We start from the raw sequence: 25,918 nt of genomic DNA, 5'->3' as shown, positions 1-25,918 counted from the left end.
GGTGAGAGCCGGGCCGCCCGAGGCCGAGCCGATGGGCGATCCCGGCTCAGCCGGCGCTGTCGGCTCCGGCGTCTCCGGCGTCTCCGGCGTCTCCGGCGTCTTGGGCGAGTCCGACGGTGTAGACCCACCACACGTTCACGAAGGCCTGGGAGCGGATCATGTGCATCCAGTCGGTGCAGTGCAGCTCCCGGTTGTAGTTCGACTACCCCAACGTTGAGACGACCTTCGAGTACATCGTTACTGCCTATTGCTCATGCTCGATGCATGAATCGCATTGCGATTGATCCAATTCGCTGCTGATCGCATCCCTCAGCACCTCGTGCTGCGGACCGAGTCTGAATCGCTCGTCACTCCATCGGTCAGCCGGATACAGCCATACCGGCTTGCCCACCAGTTCGGTCGGCTCCCACTCGTACCGAGGCCAGACGTGGGCATGCAGGAACGGGTCCGTATTGCCGAGGATCTCCAGGTTGACCCGGCGGAACTCGGAGTCCAGGCGCCGACAGGCTCGCTCGACTGCTTCGCCGAGCCGGTCCATGTCGGAGAGATACGCCAGCCGTTTGGCCTTCGGCAGGTCGGAGAGCCGTTGAACACCGGGCTCATCCACGAGGAGAACGGCGTAGCCCGGTAGGAACTGGACGTCTCCGATCACCGCGAACCCTGACTCGAGTCGTCGCAGCACTGTCGGATTCTCGCCGCGGAGAGCAGCCCCGATCCGATCCAGCCGCCAATCGCCGGTCACCCCGAACCCTGACTCAAGCCGCCGCGACACCGTGGGGTCTCCCCTATCCCCCCGTCGACTTCAGCCACTTCTCGCCGCCAAGTGGGAACTCGTAGGCCGGTCGCCCGTTGTTGCCGCTCGTCCGGAACGGCTTGCCGTTGTCGTCGATGACCAGCGTGCCGTTTCGGCCGCCGCTGGACCAGGTCAGCTCCAGGTACCAGGTCACGTCGTACGCCGAGGCGTCGGCTGTGATCTTGAAGACCTCCGGGTCCGACTCGCTCACCTTGAAGGAGAAGTCGCGCTGATCGGCCCCGGCCACGACGACCGGGCGCGCGGCGTCGAGGGCGACGGTGAAGGGACGTGTCGGCACACCACCGCCGCACCCGACGCCCATCACGTAGTCGTTCCAGGCCAGTGGCGTGTCCTTGCGGACCACACGGACCTCGAGGCCCTCGATCACCACGGTCTCCCTGCCGGTGCCCTGGACGGTCAGCGTCACCAGTTGCTCCCCGGCCGTCACCGCCTTGTTCGCCCCGACCCAGGCCGGCGCGTCCTGCTCGACCGGGGGCGGGCCGATGTCCGTCGCGGGCCGGTCGATCAAGTAGTGCTGGTAGCAGGGGTGTTCCCAGCTGTACGGGCGGACGTTCACGGTCAGCGGTGGCGTGGCGTCCGTCTTGTCACCGGCGTCTGCGCCGCCGTTGGGCCCGTTCTTCGTCGGGGTTGCGGAGGGTGACGGGGAGTTCCTACCGCCCGGCGTGGCGCTGCGCGAGTCGGACGGCGACGACTGCGGCGAGGCCTTGGTCGGTGGGGCGGCGACATCCTTCGAGGCGGCGGCACCGACGCTGCCGCCCCGGTCCTCGTCGCCCTGACTCCCGTCCGTCGGCAGATTCATCGCGAGCGCGGCAGCCCCGAGAACGGCGGCCACCGCGACACCGGCGACGAGGGCGGTACGGCGGCGAGGGCGGGCCGGGTGGGTGCCGTGAAGGGGACCGGCGACGTCCTCGGGAGCGGGGGTCGCCTCGGAGCCGGTCCGGGCAGGGTCGGGCACGACGGCCGCGCCGTCATCGGAAGCGGTCGGCGCATCCGGTGCATCCGGCGCAGGAGGAACCACGCCTGCCTCGGCGGGGCTCTCGCCGGCCCCCGCAGGGCCCGCCGCGGCCTCGCCAAAGCCCGAACTCGCCTCCGCCACCCCCTTCCTCCCCCGCAACGCATCCGCCAACACCCACCGCCGGTGCAGCTCCACCAGTTCCTCCGGCGAGGCCTTGCACAGCCGGGCCAGTCGCTCCACGGGCGCGTAGTCGGTGGGGACGGCATCCCCGTTGCAGTACCGGTGCAGCGTCGAGGTGCTCATGTGCAGCCGTTTGCCGAGGACGCCGTAGCTGAGTCCCGAGCGGTCCTTCAACTGCCGCAGAAACGCCGCGAAGTCGGTCGCAGCAGTGCCTTCCGACACCGTTCCTCCATCCCCCGTGTCCCGTTCCCCCGTTCCAGGGAATGGACGTTTCTCCAGGTCAGATCCATTGCAGCCGTTCCAGTGTCCCTGATCGCCAACCGGAGGTGGCGGCCGGAACGGATCACCGGACAAGCTCAGGTCATCCAAGCACGTCGCTCCCGGCAACCGGTCGAGCGGATGCCTTCAAGTCCTTTGCAGTGACAAGGAATCAGCCATGCGTACCTTCCGCCACGCCCGCCTCCTCGCCGCCACCGGCGCGGCCGTCACCGTCCTCGCCCTCACCGCATGCGAGAACGGCTCCGGCACCCGCGACGAGGGTGCCTCGCAGACGACGTCTCCGTCCGCCACGGCGGACGCGTCAAAGCCTGCGCAGGACCAGCCGTCCGGTCAGCCGGGGCAGAGCGCGGGCTCCGGGCAGCAGTCGGACCAGCCCTCGCAGCCGGGCAAGCCCGCAGAGAGCGGCACCAGCGGCGGAAGCGGCAGCGGCGCGAACGGGGACGCGAACGCCCCGGGGGACCTGACCATCTGCAACGGATCCAACACCAGGACTACGGCCAAGCCCGTCCCCCGCCCGCTGAACCACATGCTGCTCACCGTCACCAACACCGGCTCGAGGCCGTGCGCCCTGATGTACTACCCGGTGCTCCGCTTCGACGAGATGCAGTGGGTGCCGCAGGCGATCGACGACACCAAGCCGCAGGCCGTGCCGACGCTGGAGCCGGGCGCCTCGGGCTACGCGGGCGTCCGGCTCAGCGCGGCCGACGGCAGTGGCACGGGCGGCGACACCGCCCGCGCCCTCACGATCGCCTTCCAGGGCAGGACGCCGAACAGCTCCGGCGGACCGTCGGCCACCCCGCCGCTGCCGGCGAAGGGTGTCTACTACGACAGCGCCTTGAGCGTCACGTACTGGCAGACGGACATGGAGACGGCCCTCAACTGACGGATCACCCGCGCGACTTACTCGTCGACGCGAACGCATCAGCACCGGCGAGGTCGAAGTCTCCGTGGTCGCTGCCGAGTCCCTGGGCCACCAGGGCCGCCGCGGCGCTGCCGAGGACGGCGGAGTCGTAGGGCGTGCGGCCCAGGCCCATGCCGCGTACGAAGCCGGCCGAGAAGGCGTCGCCGCAGCCGGTGGTGTCCACGACGTCGATCGCGAAGGCGGGCACCGTCTCGGCGCCCTCAGGGGTCACCAGCAGGGCACCGTCACCGCCGCGGGTGACCGCGACCAGGCCGGCTCCGGCAGCGAGGAGCTTCTTCGCGCCCGTCACCAGGTCCTGCTCACCGGTGAAGCCGAGGACCTGGTCCTCGTTGGGCAGCATGTGGTCGACGTACGGCAGCGCTGACTCGATCTGTTCGAAACTCCCGAGGGCGCCAGGTGCGAGGAGGTCCACCGAGGTGACCACACCGTGCTCCTTGGCGTACGACAGGACGCGCGTGGCGGTGTCGACGCCGATCAGTTCGGGGCCGCCGAGGTGGAGGTGGCTCGCCTCGGCGATCGCGTCCCAGGGCACGTCGTCGGGGCCGTACGTGATGTTGGCGCCCAGCAGGTGCAGCGAGGGCCGGTCGCCGTTGGGGCGGATGGGCAGGACGCTCGCGGAGGTGGGGGTGTCCGTGCGGCGGACGAGGAAGCGGGTGTCGATGCCCGCAGCGCCGAGCAGTTGGACGAGCATGTCCCCGGTGGGGTCCGAGCCGATCGCCCCGGCGCTGCTGACGGACGCCCCGAGTTTGGCGAGGGTGAGCGCGGTGCCGCCGGCCGTTCCGGCGGCGGTCATCCTGATGTCGTCCACCAGCGTCGCGCCCTGGCCCTCGGGAATCGCGTCCACCGGCCGCACCAGCACGTCCAGCACATGCACGCCCATCGTGACGACCTTCATCGGTGTCCCTCCTGCACGGGTGGTACGGGGTGGGTGGTGCCGTAGTTCCGGGCGAGCGCTGCCTCGATCACCGCGAGTTGCTGGTGTTCGTCGAGCACGCGGGGCTTTCCCAGGGCGGCTGCGTGCTGGTACACGCCGCACGCCCACTCCAGCAGCAGGGCGTGCTCGACCGCCTTGGCCAGCGTGGGGGCGTGGGTGACCGAGCCGTGGCCGGCCATCAGCGCGGCGCTACGGCCCTCCAGCGCCGTCAGGACGGACTCGGCGAGCTCCGGTGTGCCGAACGTCGCGTACGGCGCCACGCGCACCGAGCCGCCCAGGCTCAGCAACTGGTAGTGGATGCAGGGCAGTTCGTCGAGTACGCAGGACAGCGCGGTCGCCATCGGCGCGTGGGTGTGGACGACCGCGCCGGTGCCGTAGCGGCGGTGGACACCGAGATGCAGGTCCAGTTCGGAGGTGGGCTCCAGGGTTCCGGCCACGATGTTTCCGTCCAGGTCGACCACGGTCACCTGGTCGGCCGTCAGTTCCGCGAGCACCGCGCCCGTGGCCGTGATCGCGACAAGGTTCTCGACCCGCGTGCTGACGTTGCCGGCCGTGCCGATGAGCAGCCCCTCCGCCCCCAGGCGACGGCACGCCTCGGCCACGGCGGCGCGCTCCTGACCCAGCGCTGGGCTTGAGTCGGTCATGTACGCGACGCTAACGTAAACCTGAAACAATGTCACGTTCGGTTTCGGAGGCCGCACATGGGCGATCCCGCCCCGCAACCAGGTGGCGACACATGGCATGTCCAGCTGCGCCGCACTCCCCAGCAGGCGCGCAGCAAGGCCCGGCTGGCCCGCGTGCTCCAGGCGGCGGAACGCGTTCTGGTCGACGAGGGCGTCCAAGCGCTGACCACGACCCGCATCGCCGCCGAGGCGCAGGTCTCGGTCGGTTCGCTGTATCAGTACCTGCCCGACCGCGACGCGATCATCGATGCCCTCGCGGCCGGATACTTCGCCCGGCTCGAGGGCGCCATGGAGGACCTCGTACGCGCCGCCGCGGCCGAACAGTGGGACGACCCCGTCGGCGTGCTCATCGACGCGTACGCCGCGATCTATCGCACCGAGCACGGCTTCAGGGCCCTGTGGTTCGGCAGCATCCTCACCGAGCAGACCCGGGCCGCGGACCGTGAGCACAAGCGCCGTATGGCGGACGGAATCCGGCGCATCCTGCTGGTCCTCGGCGTCGCCCAGGACGACGATGCGCTCGGCCTGGCCTGCCATGCCGCGATCCTCGCCGCCGACGCCCTCGCGCAGGAGGCCTTCCGCCGTGACCCCGAGGGCGATGCGGGGGTGCTCGACGAAGCCAGGCTCATGCTGCGGGGGTACCTCACCGGTGTCGCCGCCCGCTATGAGGGGCCGTAGGGCAGGTGCCGGACAGGTGCGGCGCGCGGGACCCTGCCATGCCTGGGGCGTCGGAGTGCGACTCTGACATCCTGGCTGTGTGCCGAAACCGTCTCCTGTCACCCCAGATGCCCCCGCCCACATACGCACCCCGCTCCTCACCCAGCAGTGGCTCGACCTCGCCTTCATCCACTGGGCCGTCGAGCCGGACGTCGTGGCGGGCCTGCTGCCGAAGGGCACCGTTCCGGACATCCATGACGGCGTCACGTACGTCGGGCTCGTCGCCTTCCGGATGCATCGGGTCGGCTGGCTGCGGATGCCCGGAGTGCCGTATCTCGGCACGTTTCCCGAGACCAACGTGCGCCTGTACTCGGTGGACGCACACGGGCGGCGCGGCGTCGTGTTCCGGTCGATGGACGCGTCCCGGCTGATTCCGGTGGTGATGGGGCGGGTCGGATTCCGGTTGCCGTATCTGTGGTCCCGGATGGCCGTGCGTTCGGCCGGCGACACGGTCACGTACACCAGCTCCCGTCGCTGGCCGGGGCCGCGCGGCGCGTCCAGCCGGATCACCGTACGCACCGGTGAGCGCATCGAGGAGCCCACCGAGCTGGAGCACTTCCTCACCGCGCGCTGGGGCATGCACAACGCGTTCTTCGGCGGTCCCGAGCCGGTGGCGTACCTGCCCAACCACCACCCTCGGTGGCCGCTGTACCGTGCCGAGGTGGTCACCTGCGAGGAGAACCTGATCACCGCGGCCGGGCTGCCCGCCCCGAGCGCCGCCCCGATCAGCGTCCTGTACTCCCCCGGTGTGCCGGTCCGTCTGGGCCGCCCGGCGCGGCCGGCGGGCATCCCCACGCCATGATCGGCGGATGACGGCAGCGGCACTACCTGCACGGAGCCGCGAGCCCGCAAAGCTCAGGGGGCCCGGACCGGGATGACCGGTCCGAGCCCCCTGGAAGGTATCGGCGTCAGACGCCGTTACGGGGTGTCCGTCCGCACCTTCACTCGGCGCGGCGCCTCGTGCGCATGAGCAGCAGGAAGCCGCCCATCAGGAGCACTGCGCCGGCCGCGGCCGGCCACAGCGACGTGCCCGTCTCCGCCAGGTCACCGTTCCCGACCGCTTGCGGCTCCGTCCCGGAACCGCTGCCGGAGTCGTCGCCGACCGCGGCGGGCTGGGTCTGCTCGGGAGTGCTTCCCGAGCCGCCCTGTGCCTGGCCGCCCTCGGCCTCGTTCGCCGTGGGGGTGCCGTCCGCCTTGGGCGCCACCGTGCTCGACAGGGTGGGCTGGCCGTCTTCCTCCGCCGGTTCGGTCGCGGGTTCCTGCGTCGCAGGCTCGTCCGTCGCGGGCTTCTCGGTCGCAGGCTTCTCCGTCGCGGGCTCCTGCGTGGCGGGCTCGTCGGTGGCGGGGTCCTCGGTCGCCGGCGCGTCGGTCGGCTTGTCCCCGTCGTCGCCGGGCTCCGGCTTGTCGTTGCCGGGGTCGTCGTTCCCGCCCGGCGGGGTGGTGGGGGCCTGCGTCGGCTCCTCGGTCGGCTCCTCGCCGCCCGGCTCGCCGCCGTCGCCCGCTCCGGCGCCGCACTTGCGGCCCTCATTGATGCAGTCGACCATCTCGCCCATCAGGTCCTCGCTGAAGACGTTGATGAAGTCGCCGTGGTCGGTGACCGGCTTGTGCAGCTGCTCGGGGAAGGAGTCCACCGCGAACAGCGGGGTTGTCTTCCCGCCGTCCTGGAGGCTGGGCGCGTCGACGTCGTACACGATCCGCTGCACCAGCTGCGGAATGGCCTTGAACCCGTTCGCGCAGCTGCCGTCGGCCGCCGCGAACGCCACGTGGGTGCGGTGGTTGGCGCTGTCGATGTTCTGGCCGTCCCAGCAGCTCTGGAACTTGAAGGTGCGCACCACGTCACTGCCCTGCGGGCACAGCGGGTACTTGTCCTTCAGCTGCCGGTCCTCGAAGCCGGTGCAGCTCCAGGAGGCGTTGGCGTTGGCGGTGCCGTTGACGAACGCCTTGGCGTCGCCGGTGATGATGCGCAGCAGGCGCGGCATTTCGGCGACCTTGCTGCGGGGGTTGCCCACGAAGTCCAGCGTCACTGCCTTAGGAGTGACGATCTCGCCGGCGTTGCCCTCGATGCCACCGCCGGGCGAGTTGGCGTCCTGTTCCTGCGTTCCGTTCTGGAGCCGGATCACGGGCCAGTAGTACGTGGACTTGTCGCCCTGGTCGACGCAGCTCGTCTCGGCGTTCGCCAGGTCCTCGTCGCTCGCGAAGGCGTCGTTGGACTGGTTGCCGATGTAGTCGTGGAAGTGGTGGGCGCCGTTGGAGACGCCGGGGGCCACGATGACGTTGTCGGAATTGAACAGGCCGTTCTCGTTGACGCCGCAGCTGGTGGCGAAGGTGCCCCGGGAGGCTCCCTTCTGCGCAGCCGGGTCGGACACGTTCGGCTGGACGGACTTGATGTCCACATAGTCCGCGGCGACCGGGCCGTTGCCCGCCTGTCCTCCGTTGCCCTGCTGGTCGCCGTTCCCGGGCTGCTGGTTGCCCTGGTCCGCGCCGTCCTGGTTGTCGCCGCCCTGTTCCTCGTCGCCGGCGTTGCCGTCCTCACCCGTGCCGTTGTCCGCGGCGCGCAGCGTGCAGGCGGCGAGGGAGTCCAGGCCTTCGGGCCTGTCTCCCACGCGGTCGACGGCGACGGCGATCCGCTCGATCGTCGCAGCCCGCTTGTCCTTGAGCGGATTCATGATCGCGCTGTCGGCGAACCCGGCGTCCTGCTGGATGGCCTGAGCCGACTCCTGCAGCCGCTGGTAGGCCTCGGCTATCTGCTGGTCGAGGAGCGCGAGTTCCTTCGCGACGTCCTCCCGTGCTCCGTCCGGCACGTCCGTCAGTTCGCTGCCGACATCCGGGCAGTCGATCGTGCCGGCCGGGGTGGACAGCGTCCGGGCGGGATCTGCTCCGCCGTCCTCGGTGGCCGAGGCATAGACGTTGGCCGCGACCAGGCCGCCGCCGCCCAACATCAGCGCGACCGCTGCAAAAGTCGCGCGCCGTGCGCCCGTGGGGCGTCTTCGCGTGCTGCGTCCCAAGGAAGTACTCCTACGCCTCGTGATCGGTCAGGGCATGAAAATCCCCCAGTCCAATACGGAGATGGGTCGCGCTGTGTTCAAACGCCTCACGGATTCACAGAAATTTCTCACAACGAGGGTAAACACCCTGGTCAGTGTGGGGTGTTGGGAGAAACTGCCGTTCAGGTCAGCCCATCAGACCGGCGGCGAGCGTGGCTCCGAGCTCCCAGCAGGCCTCGGTGTCCGCCTTGGTGGGCTCGCCCGTGACGGTCACCGGATTCGCCGCCCGGCGCCAGCCCAGGCCCGTCGTGATCGAGTCGATCGCCCGTACCGCCCCGGTGACGTCGCTGCCGCCGTGCACGTAGTAGCCGAAAGGCCGGCCCTGGGTCGCGTCCAGGCAGGGGTAGTAGACCTGGTCGAAGAAGTGCTTGAGGGCTCCGGAGATGTAGCCGAGGTTCGCCGGGGTGGCGAGCAGGTAGCCGTCGGCGGCCAGCACGTCGGAGGCCGTGGCCGACAGTGCCGGCCGTCGCACGACCTCGACGTTCTCGATCTCCGGCGCCGTGGCACCGGAGATGAGGGCTTCGAGCATGGCCTGGCAGTTGGGCGAGGGCGTGTGATGCACGATCAGCAAGGTGGGCACATCCGAACCCTGCCGGGCTGCCCGTTCGCGACGCAACCCTGACGTGCGGAGTGTTGCCCTCAGTGCTCGGGGATGACGGTACTGACGCTGGCGACCGCGGCCGACAGATGTTCCTGCACCTCTTCGGGCAGCGCATCGCCCTTGACCGCGGTGACCAGGTCACCCGCCAGGGAGTGCAGTTTGGTGTTGGTGTTCTGGGAGGCCGTGACCAGTACCGTCCAAGCGTCCTCGGAGCTCAGGCTGAACGAGGCCATCAGGATTCCGCGGGCCAGGTCGATGGTCGGCCGGGTCTGCATCGCCCGGCGCAGTTGGGCGACTTCTATCCGCAGATCGTGATGGGCGCCCACGGGCGCCTCCGGGTCCTGGGCGTGCCCATCGACCGCGGCATGCCCGTCCGGGTCGAGCCGGCCGAACAGCGAGTGCGTGCCGGTCAGGGAGAGCAGGCGGTCGACTGCCGTACTCGTTGCATGGATCGCGACCGTCTTGCCCTGCTCCAAGGCGAAGTGGCGCATGTTGAGCAGGATGTTGAGGGTCGAGCAGTCGCAGAAGGAGACGCCCTCCAGATGCAGGTCGATGCCGCGGACCGAGCGGTTCAGCGCTTCACGAAGGACGCCCTGGAGTCGCTCGCCACTGTCGAGGTCGAGCTCTCCGGAGACCTTCACCATGACCCTGTCGCCGTCCGCGCGGACGGTGGTGACCAGCGGACACGACGAAGCCGCCGCTGGTTCGCCGTCGTAGTTCACACGGTCGGCAGCGCCCCTGTTGGGGGGCTGTGCAGAAGACGCGAGCTCGGGCATGACCGCCTCTCTCTCAGGTACTCCCCGTCTCGCTACAAGAGTGAACCCGAACCGCGGAACACGTCAACAGATACATGAAATTGAGTGCGTGTATTTGTATTCGTGAACACCCCGCCCTACTCTTGGGGCATGGACGGAGTCCCTGAGCCGCACACCGGATGGACGTTTCTGACGAACCATGCCCGCGTCCTCGCGGCCATCGCCGACAACCCGAACGTGCGGATCCGGAACATCGCCGCGCACTGCCGACTCACCGAGCGCGCTGTCCAGAAGATCATTTCCGACCTGGAGCAGGACGGCTATCTGTCCCACACCCGCGAGGGACGCACGAACACCTACCGGATCGAGGCCGGCAAGGTGCTGCGGCACCCCGCCGAGGCCGGACTGCCGGTGGCCCAACTGCTCTCGCTGCTCATCCAGGCCGAGGCCGGCCACATCTCCGCCCCGGAGCAGCTCAGGACGGCACGCCCGCGGATGCCCGTGGACGGCGGTTGACCCGCGGAGGGTAGATGACTGGCGGACGGCGCCCGCTCCGCCGAGGGCTGACGACCGGCTGACGGCGCGTGCCCCACGAAAGGCGCATTGTCTGCTGACGCGCTTGTCCCGCGGAAAGCGCATGGTCTGCCGCGGCGCGTGCCCCTGGAAGGGCGTATGACCTGCGGATGGCGTATGAGCCGCGGATGGCGCACGCCCCGCGCAGATGACATGCCTCGGCCACGGCGGGCGGCCGGTCGCCTGACTCGGCCGCCCGGGAAGCACCCGGTGGCCCGGCCTCAGCACAGGACGCGCAGTGCCCCCGGCAGAACCCTGACCGTGACCGGCAGGGTGGCCTCCACCTCGCCGTCCGCGCCGTAGGGCACCTCACGGTCGGCCGCGATACGGATCTCCCTGCCCCGCAGGATCTGCACCTGGGGGCGATGCACGTGGGCGCCGGTCTTGAGCTCGTTCATCAGGGCGAAGAACAGCCGGCGCGGCGCCTCGCGGATCATCACGACGTCCAGCAGACCGTCGTCAACGCGGGCGTCGGGGGCGATCAGGCGGCCGGATCCGTAGTAGCCGGAGTTGGCGGCCACGACCGTGTAGCCGGTGTGCAGATGTTCCTGGCCGTCGACGGTGACGCGGTAGCGCGCGGGGCGCCAGGTGGTGACGGCTCGCAGGCCGCCCGCGTAGTAGGAGGCCGAGCCGCGCAGCAGTTTGGCTTCGTTGGCGTGGCGGTTGGCCAGGGCGTCGACGCCGGCGTACACGCTGCCCAGGACCACCGTGCGATCGTGTACGGCGGACTCGACCTCGATCGTGTCGACCTGCCGGGGTTCGTTGTGGAGCAGTACCTCGGCGAGGGCGGCGGGCTCGGTGGGCAGGCTCAGTGCCCGGGCGAAGTCGTTGCCGCGGCCGGCGGGGACCAGGCCGAGCAGGGCGTCGGTGCCGCTGAGGGCCCCGCCGACACCGCCGGCGATTCCGTCGCCGCCGACGGCGAGGACCACCCGGCCCCGCTCCCCGGCGTCACGCGCCAGTTCCTGCGCGTGGGCCAGGCTGCGGCTGTACTCGGTTTCCAGGTCGGCCCCGGCCTCCCGCAGCGGCCTGGCCACGTTCAGCAGTGCGGCAGCTGAGGCGGATCCGCCCGCCGTGGGGTTGACGATGGCGGTGAACTGTCGCATCGGGGGTGCCTTTCGGGCCGACGGGAGGGTGCTGCCGGAGGCGGGCGGAGGAGGTGGATGAGCGGGGGGGGGGTGAAAAGGTGCGGTGAGGTCAGTCGAGGGGCAGGAGGACCCCGGGGTTGAGCAGACCCTGCGGGTCCAGTCGGCGCTTCACCGCCTGCAGCGCCTCGATGCCGAGGGGGCCCGCCTCGCGGACGTACCAGTCGCGGTGGTCGGTGCCCACGCCGTGGTGGTGGCTGATGGTGCCGCCCGCGGCGAGGATCGCCTCGTTGGCTGCGTGCTTGGCCTTCTCCCAGTGCACCACCGGTTCGTCGCCCTGCGCCGAGACGACGGTGAAGTACAGCGAGGCACCGTTCTCGTACACGTGGGAGATGTGGCACATGATCAGGGGCGGGGTGCCGGCCTCGGTGAGCGTGGTGGACAGGGCGTCGCGGACGGAGGCGTACAGCTCCGGCACGCGTGACCAGAAGGTCGCCGTCTCCAGCGTCTCGACGAACGCCCCGGCGTCCAGCAGGGAGTCCCGCAGGTAGGGGGCCGAATAGCGGCCGTGCGCCCAGCGCTGTCCGGGTTCCTCGCCCAGCGGGGTTCCGCCGCAGTCCCGAAGGACGGCCGACGCACGCTCCCGGCAGTACGAGGTGTCCTCGTCGGTGCCTTCGTAGCCGGCGATCGCCGTGCATCCCGGGGACTGCTGCCCGTCGACGGCGGCACCTATGGCGTCGGGCTGGGCGAGGCCGATCAGCGTCTCGGTCTCGTCGGACAGTCGCAGCACCGTCGGGCGCGGGCCGTCCTGGGCGAGGCGGCGCAGCGCGGCGGCGCCCGCCTCGAAGGAGTCGAAGCGCCAGCCCTCGTACACGCGGGTCGCGGGCACGGGACGGATCCGCACGGTGACGGACGTGATGACGCCGAACGCGCCCTCCGAGCCGAGCACGAGCTGCCGCAGGTCGGGTCCGGCCGCCGAGCGAGGCGCGCGGCCCGTGTCGAGGGTGCCCTCGGGGGTGGCGACGGTCAGGCCCAGGACCATCTCGTCGAAGCGGCCGTAGCCGGCCGACGCCTGGCCGCTGGAGCGGGCGGCGGCGAACCCGCCGATGGTGGCCCACTCGAAGGACTGGGGGAAGTGGCCGAGCGTGAATCCCTGTTCGGCCAGCAGCGCCTCGGCCTGCGGTGCGCGCAGCCCGGGCTGCAGCGCGGCGGTGCGGGAGACCGGGTCGAGGGCGAGCAACTGGTCCATGCGGCGCAGGTCCAGGGCGATGAAGGGGCCGCGCCGGGCGGGGGCGAGGCCGCCGACGACGGACGTACCGCCGCCGAACGGGACAACGGCCAGGCCGTGTTCGGCGCAGGCGCGCAGTGCCGCGAGCACGTCGTCGTGGCCGGCGGGGAGCACGACGGCCGCGGGGATGTCGTCGACCTCTCCCTCGCGCATCCGAAGCAGGTCGGGGGTGGACTTGCCGCGCGTGTGCCGGATGCGGCTCTCCGCGTCGGTGTGGACGTGCTCCTCGCCGCCGACCGCGGCGGACAGGGCCTGGAGGGCGGCGGGTTCGAGTCCCGGCTCGGGTACGGCGATGTCCGTCAGGGCGACCGCCTCGGCGGTGCGCGGCTTGACGCCGAGCCAGTCGCGCAGCAGCCCGGTCACGGTCTCGGGCAGCGGCGCCGCCTTGGCCGGGTCGCCCCAGCCGCTCCACAGCATGTCCATTGGCTGTTGTCCTCACCGGTCGATTCGAGCGATGCCGTGTCCCGGACGGCTCCGCAGGCGTTACACTGTGACACATGACGCCTATTCGTCACAACCACTCGGACAGCGACGCGGTGCTCGACGCGGTACGCGACTGCGTCCTGGCCGTCGGAGTCCGCCGTACGACGCTGACCGACGTGGCCCGCCGCGCGGGTGTCTCGCGGATGACGCTCTACAGACGCTGGCCCGATGTGCGCTCCCTGGTGGGCGACCTCATGACCCGCGAGTGGGTCGCGGTGGCCACGGCGGCCATGCCCGAGCGGCGGCCCGGCACCGACGCGCGCGGTCTGATCGTCGACGGGCTCGTGACCGGGGTGGATGCCTTCCGCGCCCATCCGCTCTTCCGGAAGATCGTCGACGTCGATCCGGAACTGCTGCTCCCCTACGTACTCGACCGCCGCGGCGCGAGCCAACAGGCCCTTCTCGCCCTGCTGGCCGACGGCCTGCGCGAAGGCCACGCCGACGGGTCGGTACGCGCCGGCCATGTCGAACGGCAGGCACGGGCCCTGCTGCTGATCGTCCAGTCCTTCACCCTGTCCTTGCGGACCATGACCGACGAGGACGACGCCGACCTGAGCAGTGAGGCCTTCCTGGCGGAACTGCGCAGCATCCTGGAAAGGACCCTCACGCCATGAGCCCCGCCACTCCCCCGGTTCCCGGATCGTCCCTGTCCGCCGCCCGGCGCTCACGCGAACTGGCCGAGGCCGTCGGCGGTCCGGCCGTGGACGTCCTGGTCGTCGGGCTGGGCGCGACGGGTGCCGGGGTCGCGCTGGACGCCGCGGCCCGTGGTCTGTCGGTGATCGCCGTCGATGCGCACGACCTGGCCTTCGGCACCTCGCGCTTCAGCAGCAAGCTCATCCACGGCGGGCTGCGCTATCTCGCCTCGGCGCAGCTCGACGTGGCCCACGAAAGCGCCGTCGAGCGCGGGGTGTTGATGGAGCGCACCGCACCGCATCTGGTGCGGGCCCAGCCCTTCGTGCTGCCCCTGACCCCTCTGGTCTCCCGGGGCCAGTCCGCCCTGGCCCGGGCCGGATTCCGCGCCGGTGACACTCTGCGCCTGGCGGCCCGCACGGCCCGCGCCACCCTCCCCGCCCCGCGCCGGCTCTCCGCGGTGGAGACGCGGCATCTCGCCCCGGCCCTGCGCACCCAGGGCCTGCGCGGCGGCCTGCTGTCCTGGGACGGGCGGCTCACCGACGACGCCCGGCTGGTGACCGCGATCGCCCGCACCGCCGCCGCACGCGATGCACGCATCCTGACCCGTGTCAGGGCTCTGGAACTCACCGCGTCCGGCGCACGCATACGTGACGAACTCACCGGCGAGGAAGGCGAGATCAGGGCCCGCGCCGTGATCAACGCGTCCGGCGTCTGGGCGGGCGATCTGGTGGAGGGCATCCGGATCCGCCCCTCACGCGGCACTCACCTCGTCCTGCGCTCCGACCGCCTCGGCCCCCTGCCCGCAGGGCTGCACGTCCCGGTCCCCGGCGAGACCAACCGTTTCGTCCTCGTCCTGCCCCAGGGCGACGGCCGCGTCTATGTCGGGCTCACCGACGAGCCTGTCGAGGGCGACATCCCCGACGTTCCCGAGGTCCCCGAGACGGACATCGGCTTCCTCCTCGACGTCCTCGGCTCCGTCCTGGACCTCCCCGTCCAACGCGACGACGTCGTGGGCGCGTTCGCAGGTCTTCGCCCCCTGCTCGACACCACCCCGACGGCACGCTCCGGCGCGGCCCCGCGGACCGCCGACATCTCCCGTCGGCACGCGGTGGTCACCTCGCCGGACGGCGTGATCACCGTGGTCGGCGGCAAGCTCACCACCTACCGGCGCATGGCCCAGGACGCCGTCGACGCGGCGGTCACCGCTCGTCGGCTCACCGCCGGCCCCTCCCCCACGGCCACCCTGCCCCTCGTCGGCGCCGCATCACCCGCCACCCTCGGCTCCCTCCAGGCGCCGCACCGCCTCATCCAGCGCTACGGCACCGAGGCACCGGCCATCCACGCACTCGCCGCCCGGGATCCCCGCCTGGCCGAACCCGTGCTGCCGGGGCATCCCGTCACCAACGCCGAACTGCTGTGGGCCGTACGCCACGAAGGCGCCCTGGACGAGGCCGACCTGCTCGACCGGCGTACCCGAATCGGGCTGGTACCGGCCGATCGCACGGCGGCGCTGGATGCCGTACGCCGGGTCTGGTCCGACGTGTCCGCCTGAGGACGCGGCACATCAGCCGCCGGTGCGCCGAAGCCGCCACACGTGGTCGTCCCGGAAGCCCTGCAGCCCCTCGGGTGACTCGCTCGGCTTGCGTACCGTGTCCAGCGTCTCCACGCTCCAGTCGGCCTCCGGCAGGGCGAGTTCGTCGAGGACGCCCTGCAGGGTGGGGAACTCCGCGTCGAAGGGCGGCTCGGTCTGCCAGGACGGCCAGCCGGCGTGCATGACGATCAGCAAGGTGCCGCCCGCCGCGACCGCCGCTGCGGCCTGCCGCAGAACCCGCTGCTGGTCCAGGGCGACCGGTGACTGCAGGAACTGCGCGTTCACCAGGTCGAAGGAGCCCTCGGGAAACGTCTCTCCCAGCACGTGCCGTTCCCAGGACGTTCGGTCGATCACACCGGCGTCGGCGGCGTGCAGGGCGGCGCGTTCCAGAGCCGTGTGCGCGATGTCGACGCCGGTGACCCGCCAGCCGCGCGAGGCGAGCCACACCGCGTCGCCTCCTTCGCCGCATCCGAGGTCGAGCGCGCTTCCCGGTGCGAGGTCGGCGGCCTCACGTACGAGCAGCGCGTTGGGGCGGCCGCTCCACAGACGCCCGTCGCGGTCGCGGTAGCGGGCCTCCCAGAACTCGGCGGCCTGCACTGCGGATGTCTCGGTCATGGCGCCTCCCGTATGCACAGATGTCGTGGTGGGACACGAGCAGCGCGAGGCTTCCCGGTCCACGCTGATGAAGCCTGCGGGAGGCCTTGGCGGGAGACAAACAGTGTTGCCGGTTCGGCAAAGCCAGGGGTGAACGACCACGGAACTACGACCTTGGTCCCGGTGCACCTGAGCCCGCGGCCCGATCTACCGGACCCGCGCTCCGCCTAGCCTCACAGCATGCGTATCGGACTACTTGGCACCGGCAACGTCGCACGAGCACTGGCCCATGGATGGAGTGCCGCAGGGCACGACGTATTACTGGGTTCACGCAACCCGAAGGAACGCACGGACCTCGGCCTCCCCGTGGCGGGCCTGAGCGAGACGGCGGCCCACGCGGAGGTTCTGGTCAACGCCACCCCCGGGACCGTCTCCGTGGAACTCCTGCACTCGATCGGGGCACCGGCGCTGGCCGGCACCTTGCTGATCGATGTCGGGGTCGGCCTCAGCGACGACTACAGCGAACTCTCCCATCCCAACAGCAGCCTGGGTGAACAGATCCAGGAGGCCTTCCCTCTGACCCCCGTCGTCAAGACGCTGTGCACCATGGACGCCACGGTGATGATCGCCCCGAACGATCTCGACGGCCCCAGCACCGTCTTCCTCTCCGGCGACGACACCGAAGCCAAGCGGACCACCGGCCGACTGCTCGCCGACCTCGGCTGGGCCCCGTCGTCCCAACTCGACATCGGCGGCATCCGCACCGCGCGCGGACAGGAGCACTTCGCGTTCCTCTTCATGGGGATCGCGGGCGGCGTGGGCGCGCACACGTTCAACATCAAGGTGGTCACCCGCGCCGCCGTCGAATAGGTCACTCCTCCGGCGCCTCCAGCCAGAAGCCAGCGCGCGTGCGCCAGAGGTCGAGGAGTGCGGTGTCGCCCTTGGTCACGACGGCGGCTGCCGGCCGGCGGTAGAAGTACAGGAGGAGGTCGGTCACGGGGCCGCGTACGGTCGCGGTCGCAGTGGCGTCGCGGGGTCCGGAGCGCCAGACCGGCTGCTTGCCCGTGAGGTCGACGACCCATTCCCCGGCGTCGGTCGCGTCGAAGTGGAGCCGACGGTCCGGGCCGAGCAGGTCGGGCAGGTCCGGACCCGGCTCGAACGCCTCGGGGAACGTCGAGAACTCCAGCCACTCCTGCACCGCGTCGACGGCGAGGTCGCCATCGAGAGCGAACTCCGCCCCCGTCGCCAGGGCGGCGTCGGCCCGGTGCAGGGCGGTCTCGTAGGTCATGCGCCGGGCCCAGAACACCACCGGCGCCGACCGCTCGTCGGACGGGTTCCACGCCTGCGCGTCGGGGCCGGCCGCGCGGAGGGTGGCACTGAGCCGTGCCGCGCCTTCGGCGAGCCACGGGACCAGGAACTCCTCGACCTCTTGGGTGTAGGGGGTCAGGTCGTTCACGCCGTCGTCGGGGATCGGACCGGTGGCGCGGGTCCGTACGATCTCCTCGGCCCACCGATGGTCGCCGCCCACGTGCCGCAGCAGCTGGCCGAGGTTCCAGCCGGGGCAGGAGAGCACCGGGGAGTCCATGGCCGCGCCGCGCACATGGGCGGTGAGCTGCTCGGTCTGGGAGACGATCGCGTCGCAGTAGCGGTCGAAGGTCAGCGAGGTCATCGCCTCATGATGCCGCAGGGCCAGAAGCCGCCTTGTCAGTGGTCTCGGATACTGTGTGCCGCCTGAGCAAGATCAGAAAGAGCAGGATCGGGTGGGGAGAGCACGATGTTGGTGGGGGCGGGACAGGTACGGCGCCGGCTGGCGCAGGTGGCATTGCTGGCAGGGGTGCTGACGGGTTGTTCGGGGGCGGCCGAGGACGACCCGAAGGCGTCGGCGAGCGCGTCGACGTCTGCGTCCGCGTCGGCCGAGGCGGCGAGTGACGGTGATACGGCGGTGAAGCGCGGGGGCACCATCGGCGCCGCCGGATCGGACTGCGAGCTCCCCGTCACCTTCGACATCGCCCAGTACTGGGAGGCGGAGGCCGTCGACGCCGGGACGGGGAAGGACAAGGCGGGTGGCAGTGAGGGGTCCGGCGACTCCGAGGACAGCGAGCTGGCCCAGGAGATCGCCGACGCGCTGCTGCACCAGGGCCCTGTCACGGCCGCCTGCGAGGTGGACGCCAAGCCTGCGGGGAACATCGGCTTCCTGCGCATCTGGACGGGCGAGCCGGGTGACGACGACGCACGCACCGTGCTGGAGGCCTTCCTGGCCGACGAGAACGGCGTGAGCAAGGCGAAGTACAGCGCGTTCACGGCGGGCGGTCTCGCCGGTGCCGAGGTGAAGTACCTCGTCACGAGCAAGCTCCTGGAGGAGACGAAGGAGGAGACCGCCCTGGCCGTCACCACCGAGAAGGGGCCGGTCGTCATACACCTCGGCGGGATGGACACCGAGGAGCACCGGGCGATGCTGCCGGCGTACGAACTGGCCAAGAAGACGCTGCGGGTCGGCTGAACGACGGGTGTGTCCGGCGCGGCTGAGAGCCGCCGCGCCGGACACCGGTCCTGAGCCCGTCCGGTGCCGGTTCGAAGCCGGTCCCGAGGGTCAGGAAGCCGTACAGGAACCGACCACCGGGGCCGCGTCGGCGCCGTTCTTCATGACCGTGAAGCCGAAGCTCGTCGACGCTCCGGCGGCCAGGGTGCCGTTGCCGTTCGGCCTCATCGTCATGACTGTGCCGCTGGTGTCCCAGCTGGGTGTGCCGTTCCAGGTTGCGGAGACCTTCTGCGGGGGTGTCACGGTGACGGTCGCGGTCCAGGTGCTGATACCTGAACTCCCCGCGGTGATGGTGACCTTGCCGTTGAAGCGGTCACTCCATTCCTCGGCCTTGCTGTAGGTGGCCGTGCAGGCGGTGCCGGGAGTGCCGCCGCCGGAGGAGGAGCCGCCGAGTGCGGTCAGGACCGCGTTGTACGCCGGCTTCTTGTTGTAGTTGCCGTCGAACAGCAGGGGCGTTCCACTGGCGCGCCAGGAGTACTTGTCGGTGACGCCCCATACGGTGATGCCGGTGCAGCGCGAGACGGCCAGGCAGGCCCGCGTCACGTTGGTGTAGCTGTTGGCCTGTGCCGTGCCCGAGCCCTCGATGTCCAGCTCGGTGATCTGCACGTCGACGCCGAGGTCGGCGAAACGCTGCAGGTTCGCCTGGTAGTCGGACGGGACCGGCGAGGCGCTGTTGAAGTGGGACTGGAAGCCGACGCAGTCGATCGGTACGCCGCGGGACTTGAAGTCCCTGACCAGGTTGTAGACGGCATTGCTCTTCGCGTTGACGCCGTCGGTGTTGTAGTCGTTGTAGCAGAGCTTGGCGGCGGGGTCCGCGGCGCGGGCGGTGCGGAACGCCTCCTCGATGAAGCCGTTGCCCAGCTTGTCCTGGAAGGGCGAGCTGCGCCGGGCGCCGCTGCTGCCGTCCTGGAAGGCCTCGTTGACGACGTCCCAGGAGTGGATCTTGCCCTTGTAGTGCTGCATGACCTGGGTGATGTGGGTGTTCATCGCCGATCTGAGGTCGGCGGTGCCGAGTCCCGCGACCCAGCTCGGTAACTGGGAGTGCCAGACCAGGGTGTGCCCGCGGACCTTCATGCCCCGGCTCTGGGCGTGGTTCACGATCTGGTCGGCGGAGCCGAAGGTGAAGGTGCCGCGGGTGCGCTCGATGGCGTCCCACTTCATCTCGTTCTCCGGCGTCACAGAGTTGAACTCGGTGTTGAGCGTCGAGGCGTACGGGGCTTCGCCCAGGTGGTTCGCGGCGACGGCGGCGCCGAAGTAGCGGCCCTTCTCGGCTGCCGCGGCGCCGAGGGTGCCGGCAGCCTCGGCGGTGCCGGCGAGGGCGGTGACACCGCCGGCGGCGAGCAGGCCCGCCATGCCGAGGGCCAGTGCGCTGTGGGTGCGCGAGCGGCGAGGGCGACGCTCGGGAGGCGGGTCGATGGATGTGCGGGGCACCATCTCGTCTCCTTCCTAGGGTTTCGAAACTTTCGGACTGATTTCCGAATTTCGCGGCAGACCCTAGGAGCGACACCTTGTGCCGTCAACAGACCGCGCACCCACCGACCCCAGTTGGCTCAAGAAAGCCTCTCTGCGACACCCGTCAACGGTTCGAAAGTTTCGAGCCGCTCTACGACCCCGCGCCGGTGTAGAACGCGATCGTCGCCGCCGTCGTGGCCGCCACGACCTGTCCGTCGGCGCCCGAGGCGGTGTAGGCCTCGCCCCACAGCTCGCCGGACCGGGTCGCGTAGGCCTTGCCCTCGTCCGAGAGCTGCCAAGCCTCGGACTCCTCCTTGCTCATCCCGCCGCCGGCGAGGTGCATGGCGAGGCCCAGCAGCCCGAGGTCCCAGCCGATGCCCACGGCTCCCGGTCCGAACTGGTCCCAGAACTCGTCCGGGACGACGGCCACGTGCTCCAGCTCCAGCACCGTGCGCTCCTCGCCCTCCGGCGTGATCCGCACCTCGACCTCGCTGAACCCCGGGTCGGGCCCGTACAGCCAGCTCACGCGCAGCCGCGTGGGCTCCTCGCACTCGAGGATCTCGCCACCGGCGTTGCCCTCCAGCTGGTAGCGCCCGCCGACCTTGAACTCCCCGCTGACGGGCAGGAACCAGCGGCTGATCCGCTCGGGCGACGTCACCGCGTCCCACACGTCGGTCAACTCGGCGTCGTACGTGCGCCGCAGCAGCACCGTACGGGCCTCGCCCGCCTCGACCTGCCGTGCACCGACCTGCCGGTGCAGGCGGTTCAACTCGTCGACGATCTCACTCATCCCCGGTCGCTTCCTTTCTCAGCCTGCGCTCACGCTTGCCTCGCGCGAGTTCCGTCCCGAGGGCGTCGAGCCGCTGTTCCCAGAAGCCGCGGAACCTCTCCAGCCATGCGTCCACCTCGCGCAGCGGCGCAGCGTCGACGGCGTACAGCCGGCGCGTGCCCTCGGCCCGCACGGACGCGAAGCCGCTCTCGCGCAGCACCCGCAGGTGCTGCGACACGGCCGGTTGGGAGATTCCGAACTCGTCCTGGATCACGGCACCGATGTCGCCCGATGCCTGCTCGCCGGTCGCGAGCAGCTCCAATATCCGGCGCCTGACCGGATCACCCAGCACATCGAATGCGTGCACGGCTTCACTATGCCAGCGACTGCTTATATAAGGCAAGGCTTAAATAATGCCCCTGGCCGGACCGGGGCCCGAGCGGGGTGGCCGCCCGCCTGCCCCGTACCCTCCCGCCTATCCCCGGTCGGTGAGGAACCCGTCGAGTGCCGCGGTCAGTTCGGCCGGCTTCTCCACCGGCAGTTCGTGGCCGGCATCCAGGACACGGATCACCGCGTCGGGGTAGGCCTTCGCCATCCGCAGCATCTGCGCGAGGGGCAACTGGATGTCGTGGTAGCCGTGCACCATCAGGGTGGGCGTGCGTATCTCGCCGACCCTGTCCAGCACATCGAAGGCACGCATGGCGCCGTAGAGCGTCATGACGACTTCGCGGGGGGTGTCGGCGGAGGCGCGGATGTACTCGCGGATCTCCTCGCGCGGATAGCCGGGGGCGAAGGCGCGCTGGATGTTGGTGGCGACGAACAGCTTGAAGGGGGCGAGCGTCGAGGCGGCCATCAGCAGGGCGCGGCCCCGGCTGTAGGCCATCCTGCCGATGGAGTTCACCAGCACCATGCGCTCGACCCGTTCCGGGTGGGCGAGGGTGATGGTCTGGGCGATCATCCCGCCCATGGAGTGGCCGGTGATCGCGAACCGCTCGATCTCGAGGTGGTCGAGAAGGGCGAGCACGTCCTTGGCCAGGTCGTCGATCGTGCGCGCACCCGCCCCGCTGCTCTCGCCGTGCCCGCGCAGGTCGAGCCGGACCACGCGCCGCTTCTCGGCGAAGTGGGCCACCTGGTGGTCCCAGCGATGCCGGTTCGCCGTCCAGCCGTGGACGAACACCAGGGGCACACCCGAGCCCTCGCGGGGGCCCTCGTCGTCGTACGTCAGCGTCGCGCCGTCGACTTCGAGCTGCGGCATGGGTGGCCTCCTGGGATACGGCGGGAAGGGTCTGGTTACTGATCGGTACGGTAACCGGCGTCGTGGCCTGCCGTCACCGCCGTTCGTCCAGGAAATCGAGGATGTGCCCGAACACGTCGAGGGCCGCTCCCCTGCCGAGGAACGTGTCCAGGTGGCCGTAGCCGGGGATCTCGGTGTAGGTCACGTCCAGTTGCGGCTGGCGGTGGGCGAGGACGTCGCGGCACAGCTCCTGGGAGTCGAGCCACAGGCCGTTCTCGCTGCCCGCCAGGAGCAGGACGGGGGTGTCGATGCGGGCCGCCGCGTCCAGGGCGTTCTGCGGGAGGGCCCGGTAGCGCTGGTCGGTGTCGTGCCAGCGGACGACGGTGCGGGCCAGTTCGATGCGACGCAGGTGCGGCAGGATCCACAGCGGGGCGGGGCCGAGGAGGTCGGCGAGGCGGCTGTGGGTCGTGTCGGTCAGGTGCTCGTGCACGAACAGGGAGGCCCCGGTTCCCCACGCCGAGTTGTGCAGGATCTGGCACGTGGGGTCCGGGCAGGTCGCCTTGCGGGAGGCGAGGGCGAACAGCGGGGTGTACTTCGACCGCAGGCCGACCTTGCGGAAGTCGACGGGGATGTGGTCGATCCGGGACTTCAGCAGCTCCCCGGCCAGCGTCATGCGCAGGGAGGTGCGGCCCGCGAGCTTCGGTGTGAGGAACACGCCCTGGGACACCACGCCGGCAAGTCCGGGGACCAGGCCCGCCGTCATGCTCAGGGAGAGGGTGAGGGAGCCGATGCAGTGGGCGACGGCGAACAGGGGGCTCTCGCCGATACGGGTGCGGATGTGGCGGACGGCCTCGGGGATGTCGTACAGGGCGACGTCGTCGTAGGTGTACCGGCGGCCCGTCTCGTTGTACGGGAGGCGGCAGCTGCCCCGCCAGTCGAGCAGCCAGGGCTCGTAGCCCTCGTCCAGCAGGACGTCGACCAGGTTGCGGGTCTCGGGCAGCAGGAACATGTCGGCCGAGGCGGTGTGTCCGTGCAGGAGCAGGACGGCGGGGCGGCCCCGGTCGCCGGTGTCGATGCGGGTCAGGCCGAGGCGTACGCCGTCGCTGGTGTGGAACGGGATCTCCTCGACCCTGGCCGGGTCGAGGCGGTGCTGGAGGGGGCGCAGGGTCGTGGTGGTCCTGACCTTGCGCAGGGCCGGCCTGGCTGTCCTGGGGTTCGTCGTCCGGAAGATCATCGGTGGTGCTCCGTGGGGGTCTGGGTGCGGCGCAGGTCGAGCAGGTCCGCGGCGGCGCGGGCGAAGGGCCCGAGCAGGCCGCGGCCCATCTCCAGGCCGAACCAGGCGAGCCAGGTCAGCTTGGCGGCGCGCTTTTCCTGGCTGGTGAGGCGTGGGTCGACCTTGATGCCGTCGATCTGGTCGCGCACGTAGGAGTCCGCGGGGACGACGACCTCGCCGGCCAGGCTCGCCGGTTCGCCCTCGCGGCCGACCTCCACGGTCAGGGCCCGCGTCTGGCGCCAGACGTCGCGGCGGGCGCGGGCGTACTTGTGACCCTCCAGCCACCAGCGGCCACCATCGGCGTCCGTCAACTCCATGCGGTAGCGCAGGAGTTGGTGGCGCAGGCCGTGGCGGTGCGGGATGCCTTCCTCGGGGCGGACCCAGATGTCGCCCCGTTCCACGGTCAGCGGCTCGGGGTGCACGGCCGGGCAGGTGACCTGGCCGCCCACGTCGACGCGGCGGTCCGTCACCAGCTGGTGCATGCTCGCGATGGAGAGGGTCAGGGACATCGAGCAAGGGGTGTCGGGCGCGGCTCCGACGGGGCCGACACTGCCCTCGGTGGTTTCGTCGAACCAGAGGTAGGGCTGGTCGTCCTTGTGCGGGAGGCGGGCCAGACCGTCACCGGCGAGGCGTTCGAACGTCTTCAGCTGGGCGCGGGCGTCGTAGCGGGCGGCCGGCTGGAGTCCGAGTGCCTCGACCAGTGCCGTGGTGCGGTCGGCGACGGCGGCCGGGCCCTTCAGGGTGGCCTCACACAGCTTCAGGGCGGTGGGGCTCTGCAACACGCGGGTGAGGAAGGCCAGTTCGGGGACCGGGTCGGCCTGCAGGCGCGCCAGAGCGTCGGTGCGCCACTCGTCCCAGTCCTGTACACGGACGTGCATGCCGCCGAGCGCCATGTCCTGCACGACGTCGTCGAGGGTGTTGGGGACGCCGGTGAGGTTGTAGTCGAAGCCCCAGGCGTCGGGTTCGCACACGGCGGCGACCGCGACGCGGCTGACCCAGTCGACCGGGGCGGCGTTGAGGTAGCGGAACGCGGGGACGGTGCGGAACCGGCCGAAGGCCGAGATGAGGCCGCTGCTGAGGTCCTGGGGGTTGTAGGCGCCGGTCCTGCTGTGGCCGCCGATTCCGCCTGGGCGCAGCGCGGTGACGACCAGGCCGTGGTCGCGGGCCCGGCGCAGGGCGACCTCCGCGGCCCACTTGGTCTGGTCGTAGCCGGCGATCAGGCGGTCGATGTGCGCGAAGGGGTCGTCCTCACCCATGGAGGGGATGCCGACCTCGTTGAAGACGGCGATCGAGGAGATGTGGTGCAGGGGCTTGGGGCGCCCGGTCGCGGCGAGTTCGGCCAGGGTGAGGGCGCCGAGGACGTTGCTGCTGCGCAGGGACTGGTACCCGCGCAGGAAGTCCACCGCGGCCGCGACGCCGACGACGCTGTCCAGTTCCTGGGCGAGGCTGTTCCAGAGGTCGTCGGACAGGCCCAGGTGGGGGTGGCGCATGTCGCCGGGGAGGACGGTGATGCGGCGGCGGACCTCTGCTGACCAGGGCAGCGAGTAGCTCTTGAGCGCCTCGCCGAGCCGGGAGGTGGCCGCCTCCTCGTCGGCGGCACGGACCAGGCAGTAGACGTGGGCGTCGCTGTGGCGCAGCAGGTCCAGGAGCATATGGCTGCCGAGGAAGCCGGTGGCGCCGGTCAGCAGGATGCGGCGGGGCGGGAGGGGGGCGGGCGAGGCGGTGAAGGGGAGACGGTCGGCGAGGGCCAGGTCGGCGAGGATCTGGGTGAGGTCCTCGGGGCGGGCCGCGGCGTCCGAGGAGGTGGGGCGGGCAAGGGTCGGGAGTGGCGGCGGGGCGGTGACGGCCGGGAGCGGGGCGGCGGCTGCCGGGGGCTGAACCGTCCGGACCGCCACAGGTATGGGCGCTTGCGGTACGGCGGCTGCCGCTACGGCCTTGGCCAGCACGGCCGCTTCCGGTACGGCCGTAGCCGATCCGTCGGCCGGGGCCCCGGTGCTGCTCCCGAACCCCCGCCTGGCCAGGTTGACCGGCCGGGCGTCGGCGAACACCTCGTCCAGGTCGATCTCCATGCCGAGTTCGTCCTCCAGCGCGGCGACGAGCTCCACGGCATTGACGGAGGTGCCCCCGGCGTCGAAGAAGTCGACGTCGGGCGCGAGCTGTCCTGCGGGGACGTAACGGCCGGCCACGGCTGCGACGGCGGCCGCAAGGGTCTCCATGTCATGCGGCGTGGCGCCGCCGGTGTCGGTGTCTGTGCCGGCGTCGGTGTAGGTGTAGGTGTCGGACGGCGCTCCCGCACCGCTCGGGACCGTCCGCTGCGGAGTTGAAGGTGCCGCGGTCTCCGGCTGCGTGGGCGGCGCGGCCGATCCCGCGAGCCTGGCCAGCAGGTCGGTCACGGACAGACCGAGACCACCCCGCTCTATCTCCTCCGCGGTCGCCCGCTGTTCGGCGGCTGCCGACACGTTCTCGTTCACCTCACGCATGAGAGCCCTTCACGGTGTTGCCCTGCCCCTTGATCGGTACTGA

At 70.9% G+C, this 25,918-nt stretch carries 25 protein-coding genes; 8 read left to right on the top strand and 17 right to left on the bottom strand.

The features are described from left to right. Nucleotides 1–244: 244 nt before the first annotated feature. Entirely contained in the window at nucleotides 245–742 is a 498-nt protein-coding gene (locus ACZ7M7_RS31520; RefSeq protein ID WP_472122695.1) for an HIT family protein, read from the bottom strand. Between the two features lie 43 nt (nucleotides 743–785). Next, on the bottom strand, nucleotides 786–2,171 hold the full coding sequence (locus ACZ7M7_RS31515) for a helix-turn-helix domain-containing protein (protein ID WP_472122692.1): 1,386 nt from the start codon (nucleotides 2,169–2,171) through the stop codon (nucleotides 786–788). A gap of 214 nt (nucleotides 2,172–2,385) precedes the next feature. Between ACZ7M7_RS31515 and ACZ7M7_RS31510 the strand changes: the two genes are divergently transcribed. Next, entirely contained in the window at nucleotides 2,386–3,111 is a 726-nt protein-coding gene (locus ACZ7M7_RS31510) for a DUF4232 domain-containing protein (protein WP_472122689.1), read from the top strand. A 4-nt stretch (nucleotides 3,112–3,115) separates the two neighbouring features. On the opposite strand, the gene ACZ7M7_RS31505 is transcribed toward ACZ7M7_RS31510, so the two are convergent. Both ACZ7M7_RS31505 and ACZ7M7_RS31500 read right to left on the bottom strand, forming a co-directional pair. Beyond that, a complete protein-coding gene (locus tag ACZ7M7_RS31505) occupies nucleotides 3,116–4,045 on the bottom strand; it encodes a carbohydrate kinase family protein (RefSeq protein ID WP_472122686.1) in 930 nt (309 codons plus the stop codon). Continuing rightward, nucleotides 4,042–4,728: a class II aldolase/adducin family protein gene (locus ACZ7M7_RS31500; RefSeq protein WP_472122683.1), complete on the bottom strand. Its 687-nt coding sequence runs from the start codon at nucleotides 4,726–4,728 to the stop codon at nucleotides 4,042–4,044. The genes ACZ7M7_RS31505 and ACZ7M7_RS31500 overlap by 4 nt, the downstream gene beginning before the upstream one ends. A gap of 57 nt (nucleotides 4,729–4,785) precedes the next feature. Here ACZ7M7_RS31500 and ACZ7M7_RS31495 point away from each other — a divergent pair, with 57 nt between their 5' ends. Continuing rightward, nucleotides 4,786–5,445: a TetR/AcrR family transcriptional regulator gene (locus ACZ7M7_RS31495; protein ID WP_472122680.1), complete on the top strand. Its 660-nt coding sequence runs from the start codon at nucleotides 4,786–4,788 to the stop codon at nucleotides 5,443–5,445. Between the two features lie 79 nt (nucleotides 5,446–5,524). Then, nucleotides 5,525–6,286, top strand: a complete 762-nt coding sequence (locus ACZ7M7_RS31490) for a YqjF family protein (RefSeq protein WP_472122677.1) — start codon at nucleotides 5,525–5,527, stop codon at nucleotides 6,284–6,286. Between the two features lie 139 nt (nucleotides 6,287–6,425). Here ACZ7M7_RS31490 and ACZ7M7_RS31485 read toward each other — a convergent pair whose 3' ends face one another. From ACZ7M7_RS31485 to ACZ7M7_RS31475, 3 genes are all read right to left on the bottom strand, one after another. Then, nucleotides 6,426–8,423: a DUF1996 domain-containing protein gene (locus tag ACZ7M7_RS31485; RefSeq protein WP_472123308.1), complete on the bottom strand. Its 1,998-nt coding sequence runs from the start codon at nucleotides 8,421–8,423 to the stop codon at nucleotides 6,426–6,428. 232 nt (nucleotides 8,424–8,655) lie between these two features. Beyond that, on the bottom strand, nucleotides 8,656–9,108 hold the full coding sequence (locus ACZ7M7_RS31480) for a flavodoxin family protein (RefSeq protein WP_328429991.1): 453 nt from the start codon (nucleotides 9,106–9,108) through the stop codon (nucleotides 8,656–8,658). A gap of 59 nt (nucleotides 9,109–9,167) precedes the next feature. After that, a complete protein-coding gene (locus ACZ7M7_RS31475) occupies nucleotides 9,168–9,905 on the bottom strand; it encodes an ANTAR domain-containing protein (RefSeq protein ID WP_472122674.1) in 738 nt (245 codons plus the stop codon). 129 nt (nucleotides 9,906–10,034) lie between these two features. On the opposite strand from ACZ7M7_RS31475, the gene ACZ7M7_RS31470 reads away from it, so the two are divergent. Then, entirely contained in the window at nucleotides 10,035–10,400 is a 366-nt protein-coding gene (locus ACZ7M7_RS31470; RefSeq protein ID WP_472122671.1) for a helix-turn-helix transcriptional regulator, read from the top strand. A 278-nt stretch (nucleotides 10,401–10,678) separates the two neighbouring features. Here ACZ7M7_RS31470 and ACZ7M7_RS31465 read toward each other — a convergent pair whose 3' ends face one another. Further along, entirely contained in the window at nucleotides 10,679–11,560 is an 882-nt protein-coding gene (locus ACZ7M7_RS31465) for a YegS/Rv2252/BmrU family lipid kinase (RefSeq protein WP_472122668.1), read from the bottom strand. A gap of 91 nt (nucleotides 11,561–11,651) precedes the next feature. Then, the gene (locus ACZ7M7_RS31460) at nucleotides 11,652–13,250 is read right to left on the bottom strand and encodes an FAD-binding oxidoreductase (RefSeq protein ID WP_472122665.1); all 1,599 of its coding nucleotides are present in this window, start codon (nucleotides 13,248–13,250) and stop codon (nucleotides 11,652–11,654) included. Nucleotides 13,251–13,324: 74 nt separating this feature from the next. Between ACZ7M7_RS31460 and ACZ7M7_RS31455 the strand changes: the two genes are divergently transcribed. Both ACZ7M7_RS31455 and ACZ7M7_RS31450 read left to right on the top strand, forming a co-directional pair. Beyond that, a complete protein-coding gene (locus ACZ7M7_RS31455; RefSeq protein WP_383605971.1) occupies nucleotides 13,325–13,924 on the top strand; it encodes a TetR/AcrR family transcriptional regulator in 600 nt (199 codons plus the stop codon). Beyond that, nucleotides 13,921–15,495, top strand: coding sequence for a glycerol-3-phosphate dehydrogenase/oxidase (locus ACZ7M7_RS31450; protein WP_472122662.1), 1,575 nt, complete (start codon nucleotides 13,921–13,923; stop codon nucleotides 15,493–15,495). The genes ACZ7M7_RS31455 and ACZ7M7_RS31450 overlap by 4 nt, the downstream gene beginning before the upstream one ends. A gap of 12 nt (nucleotides 15,496–15,507) precedes the next feature. Here the strand turns inward: ACZ7M7_RS31450 and ACZ7M7_RS31445 are convergent, their stop codons facing one another. Beyond that, nucleotides 15,508–16,149, bottom strand: a complete 642-nt coding sequence (locus ACZ7M7_RS31445; RefSeq protein WP_472122659.1) for a class I SAM-dependent methyltransferase — start codon at nucleotides 16,147–16,149, stop codon at nucleotides 15,508–15,510. Between the two features lie 219 nt (nucleotides 16,150–16,368). Here ACZ7M7_RS31445 and ACZ7M7_RS31440 point away from each other — a divergent pair, with 219 nt between their 5' ends. Beyond that, nucleotides 16,369–16,998, top strand: coding sequence for an NADPH-dependent F420 reductase (locus ACZ7M7_RS31440; protein ID WP_472122656.1), 630 nt, complete (start codon nucleotides 16,369–16,371; stop codon nucleotides 16,996–16,998). Nucleotide 16,999: 1 nt separating this feature from the next. On the opposite strand, the gene ACZ7M7_RS31435 is transcribed toward ACZ7M7_RS31440, so the two are convergent. Next, a complete protein-coding gene (locus ACZ7M7_RS31435; RefSeq protein WP_472122653.1) occupies nucleotides 17,000–17,797 on the bottom strand; it encodes a maleylpyruvate isomerase family mycothiol-dependent enzyme in 798 nt (265 codons plus the stop codon). 105 nt (nucleotides 17,798–17,902) lie between these two features. On the opposite strand from ACZ7M7_RS31435, the gene ACZ7M7_RS31430 reads away from it, so the two are divergent. Continuing rightward, a complete protein-coding gene (locus tag ACZ7M7_RS31430) occupies nucleotides 17,903–18,628 on the top strand; it encodes a lipoprotein (protein ID WP_472122650.1) in 726 nt (241 codons plus the stop codon). A gap of 90 nt (nucleotides 18,629–18,718) precedes the next feature. Here ACZ7M7_RS31430 and ACZ7M7_RS31425 read toward each other — a convergent pair whose 3' ends face one another. From ACZ7M7_RS31425 to ACZ7M7_RS31400, 6 genes are all read right to left on the bottom strand, one after another. Next, on the bottom strand, nucleotides 18,719–20,101 hold the full coding sequence (locus ACZ7M7_RS31425) for a glycoside hydrolase family 10 protein (RefSeq protein ID WP_472122647.1): 1,383 nt from the start codon (nucleotides 20,099–20,101) through the stop codon (nucleotides 18,719–18,721). A 169-nt stretch (nucleotides 20,102–20,270) separates the two neighbouring features. After that, nucleotides 20,271–20,909, bottom strand: coding sequence for an SRPBCC family protein (locus tag ACZ7M7_RS31420; protein ID WP_472122644.1), 639 nt, complete (start codon nucleotides 20,907–20,909; stop codon nucleotides 20,271–20,273). Then, complete coding sequence (locus tag ACZ7M7_RS31415) at nucleotides 20,902–21,255, bottom strand: ArsR/SmtB family transcription factor (RefSeq protein WP_383625492.1); 354 nt, start codon at nucleotides 21,253–21,255, stop codon at nucleotides 20,902–20,904. The genes ACZ7M7_RS31420 and ACZ7M7_RS31415 overlap by 8 nt, the downstream gene beginning before the upstream one ends. 108 nt (nucleotides 21,256–21,363) lie before the next feature. Next, nucleotides 21,364–22,143 (bottom strand): alpha/beta fold hydrolase, encoded by a 780-nt coding sequence (locus tag ACZ7M7_RS31410; protein ID WP_383605996.1) that lies wholly within the window; start codon nucleotides 22,141–22,143, stop codon nucleotides 21,364–21,366. 73 nt (nucleotides 22,144–22,216) lie between these two features. After that, nucleotides 22,217–23,356: an alpha/beta hydrolase gene (locus ACZ7M7_RS31405; protein WP_472122640.1), complete on the bottom strand. Its 1,140-nt coding sequence runs from the start codon at nucleotides 23,354–23,356 to the stop codon at nucleotides 22,217–22,219. Then, nucleotides 23,353–25,875, bottom strand: a complete 2,523-nt coding sequence (locus tag ACZ7M7_RS31400; protein ID WP_472122637.1) for a thioester reductase domain-containing protein — start codon at nucleotides 25,873–25,875, stop codon at nucleotides 23,353–23,355. The genes ACZ7M7_RS31405 and ACZ7M7_RS31400 overlap by 4 nt, the downstream gene beginning before the upstream one ends. Nucleotides 25,876–25,918: the final 43 nt, after the last annotated feature.

Source organism: Streptomyces sp. NPDC111606, from assembly GCF_055656945.1.
This window is presented reverse-complemented; position numbering and strand designations above follow the sequence as displayed.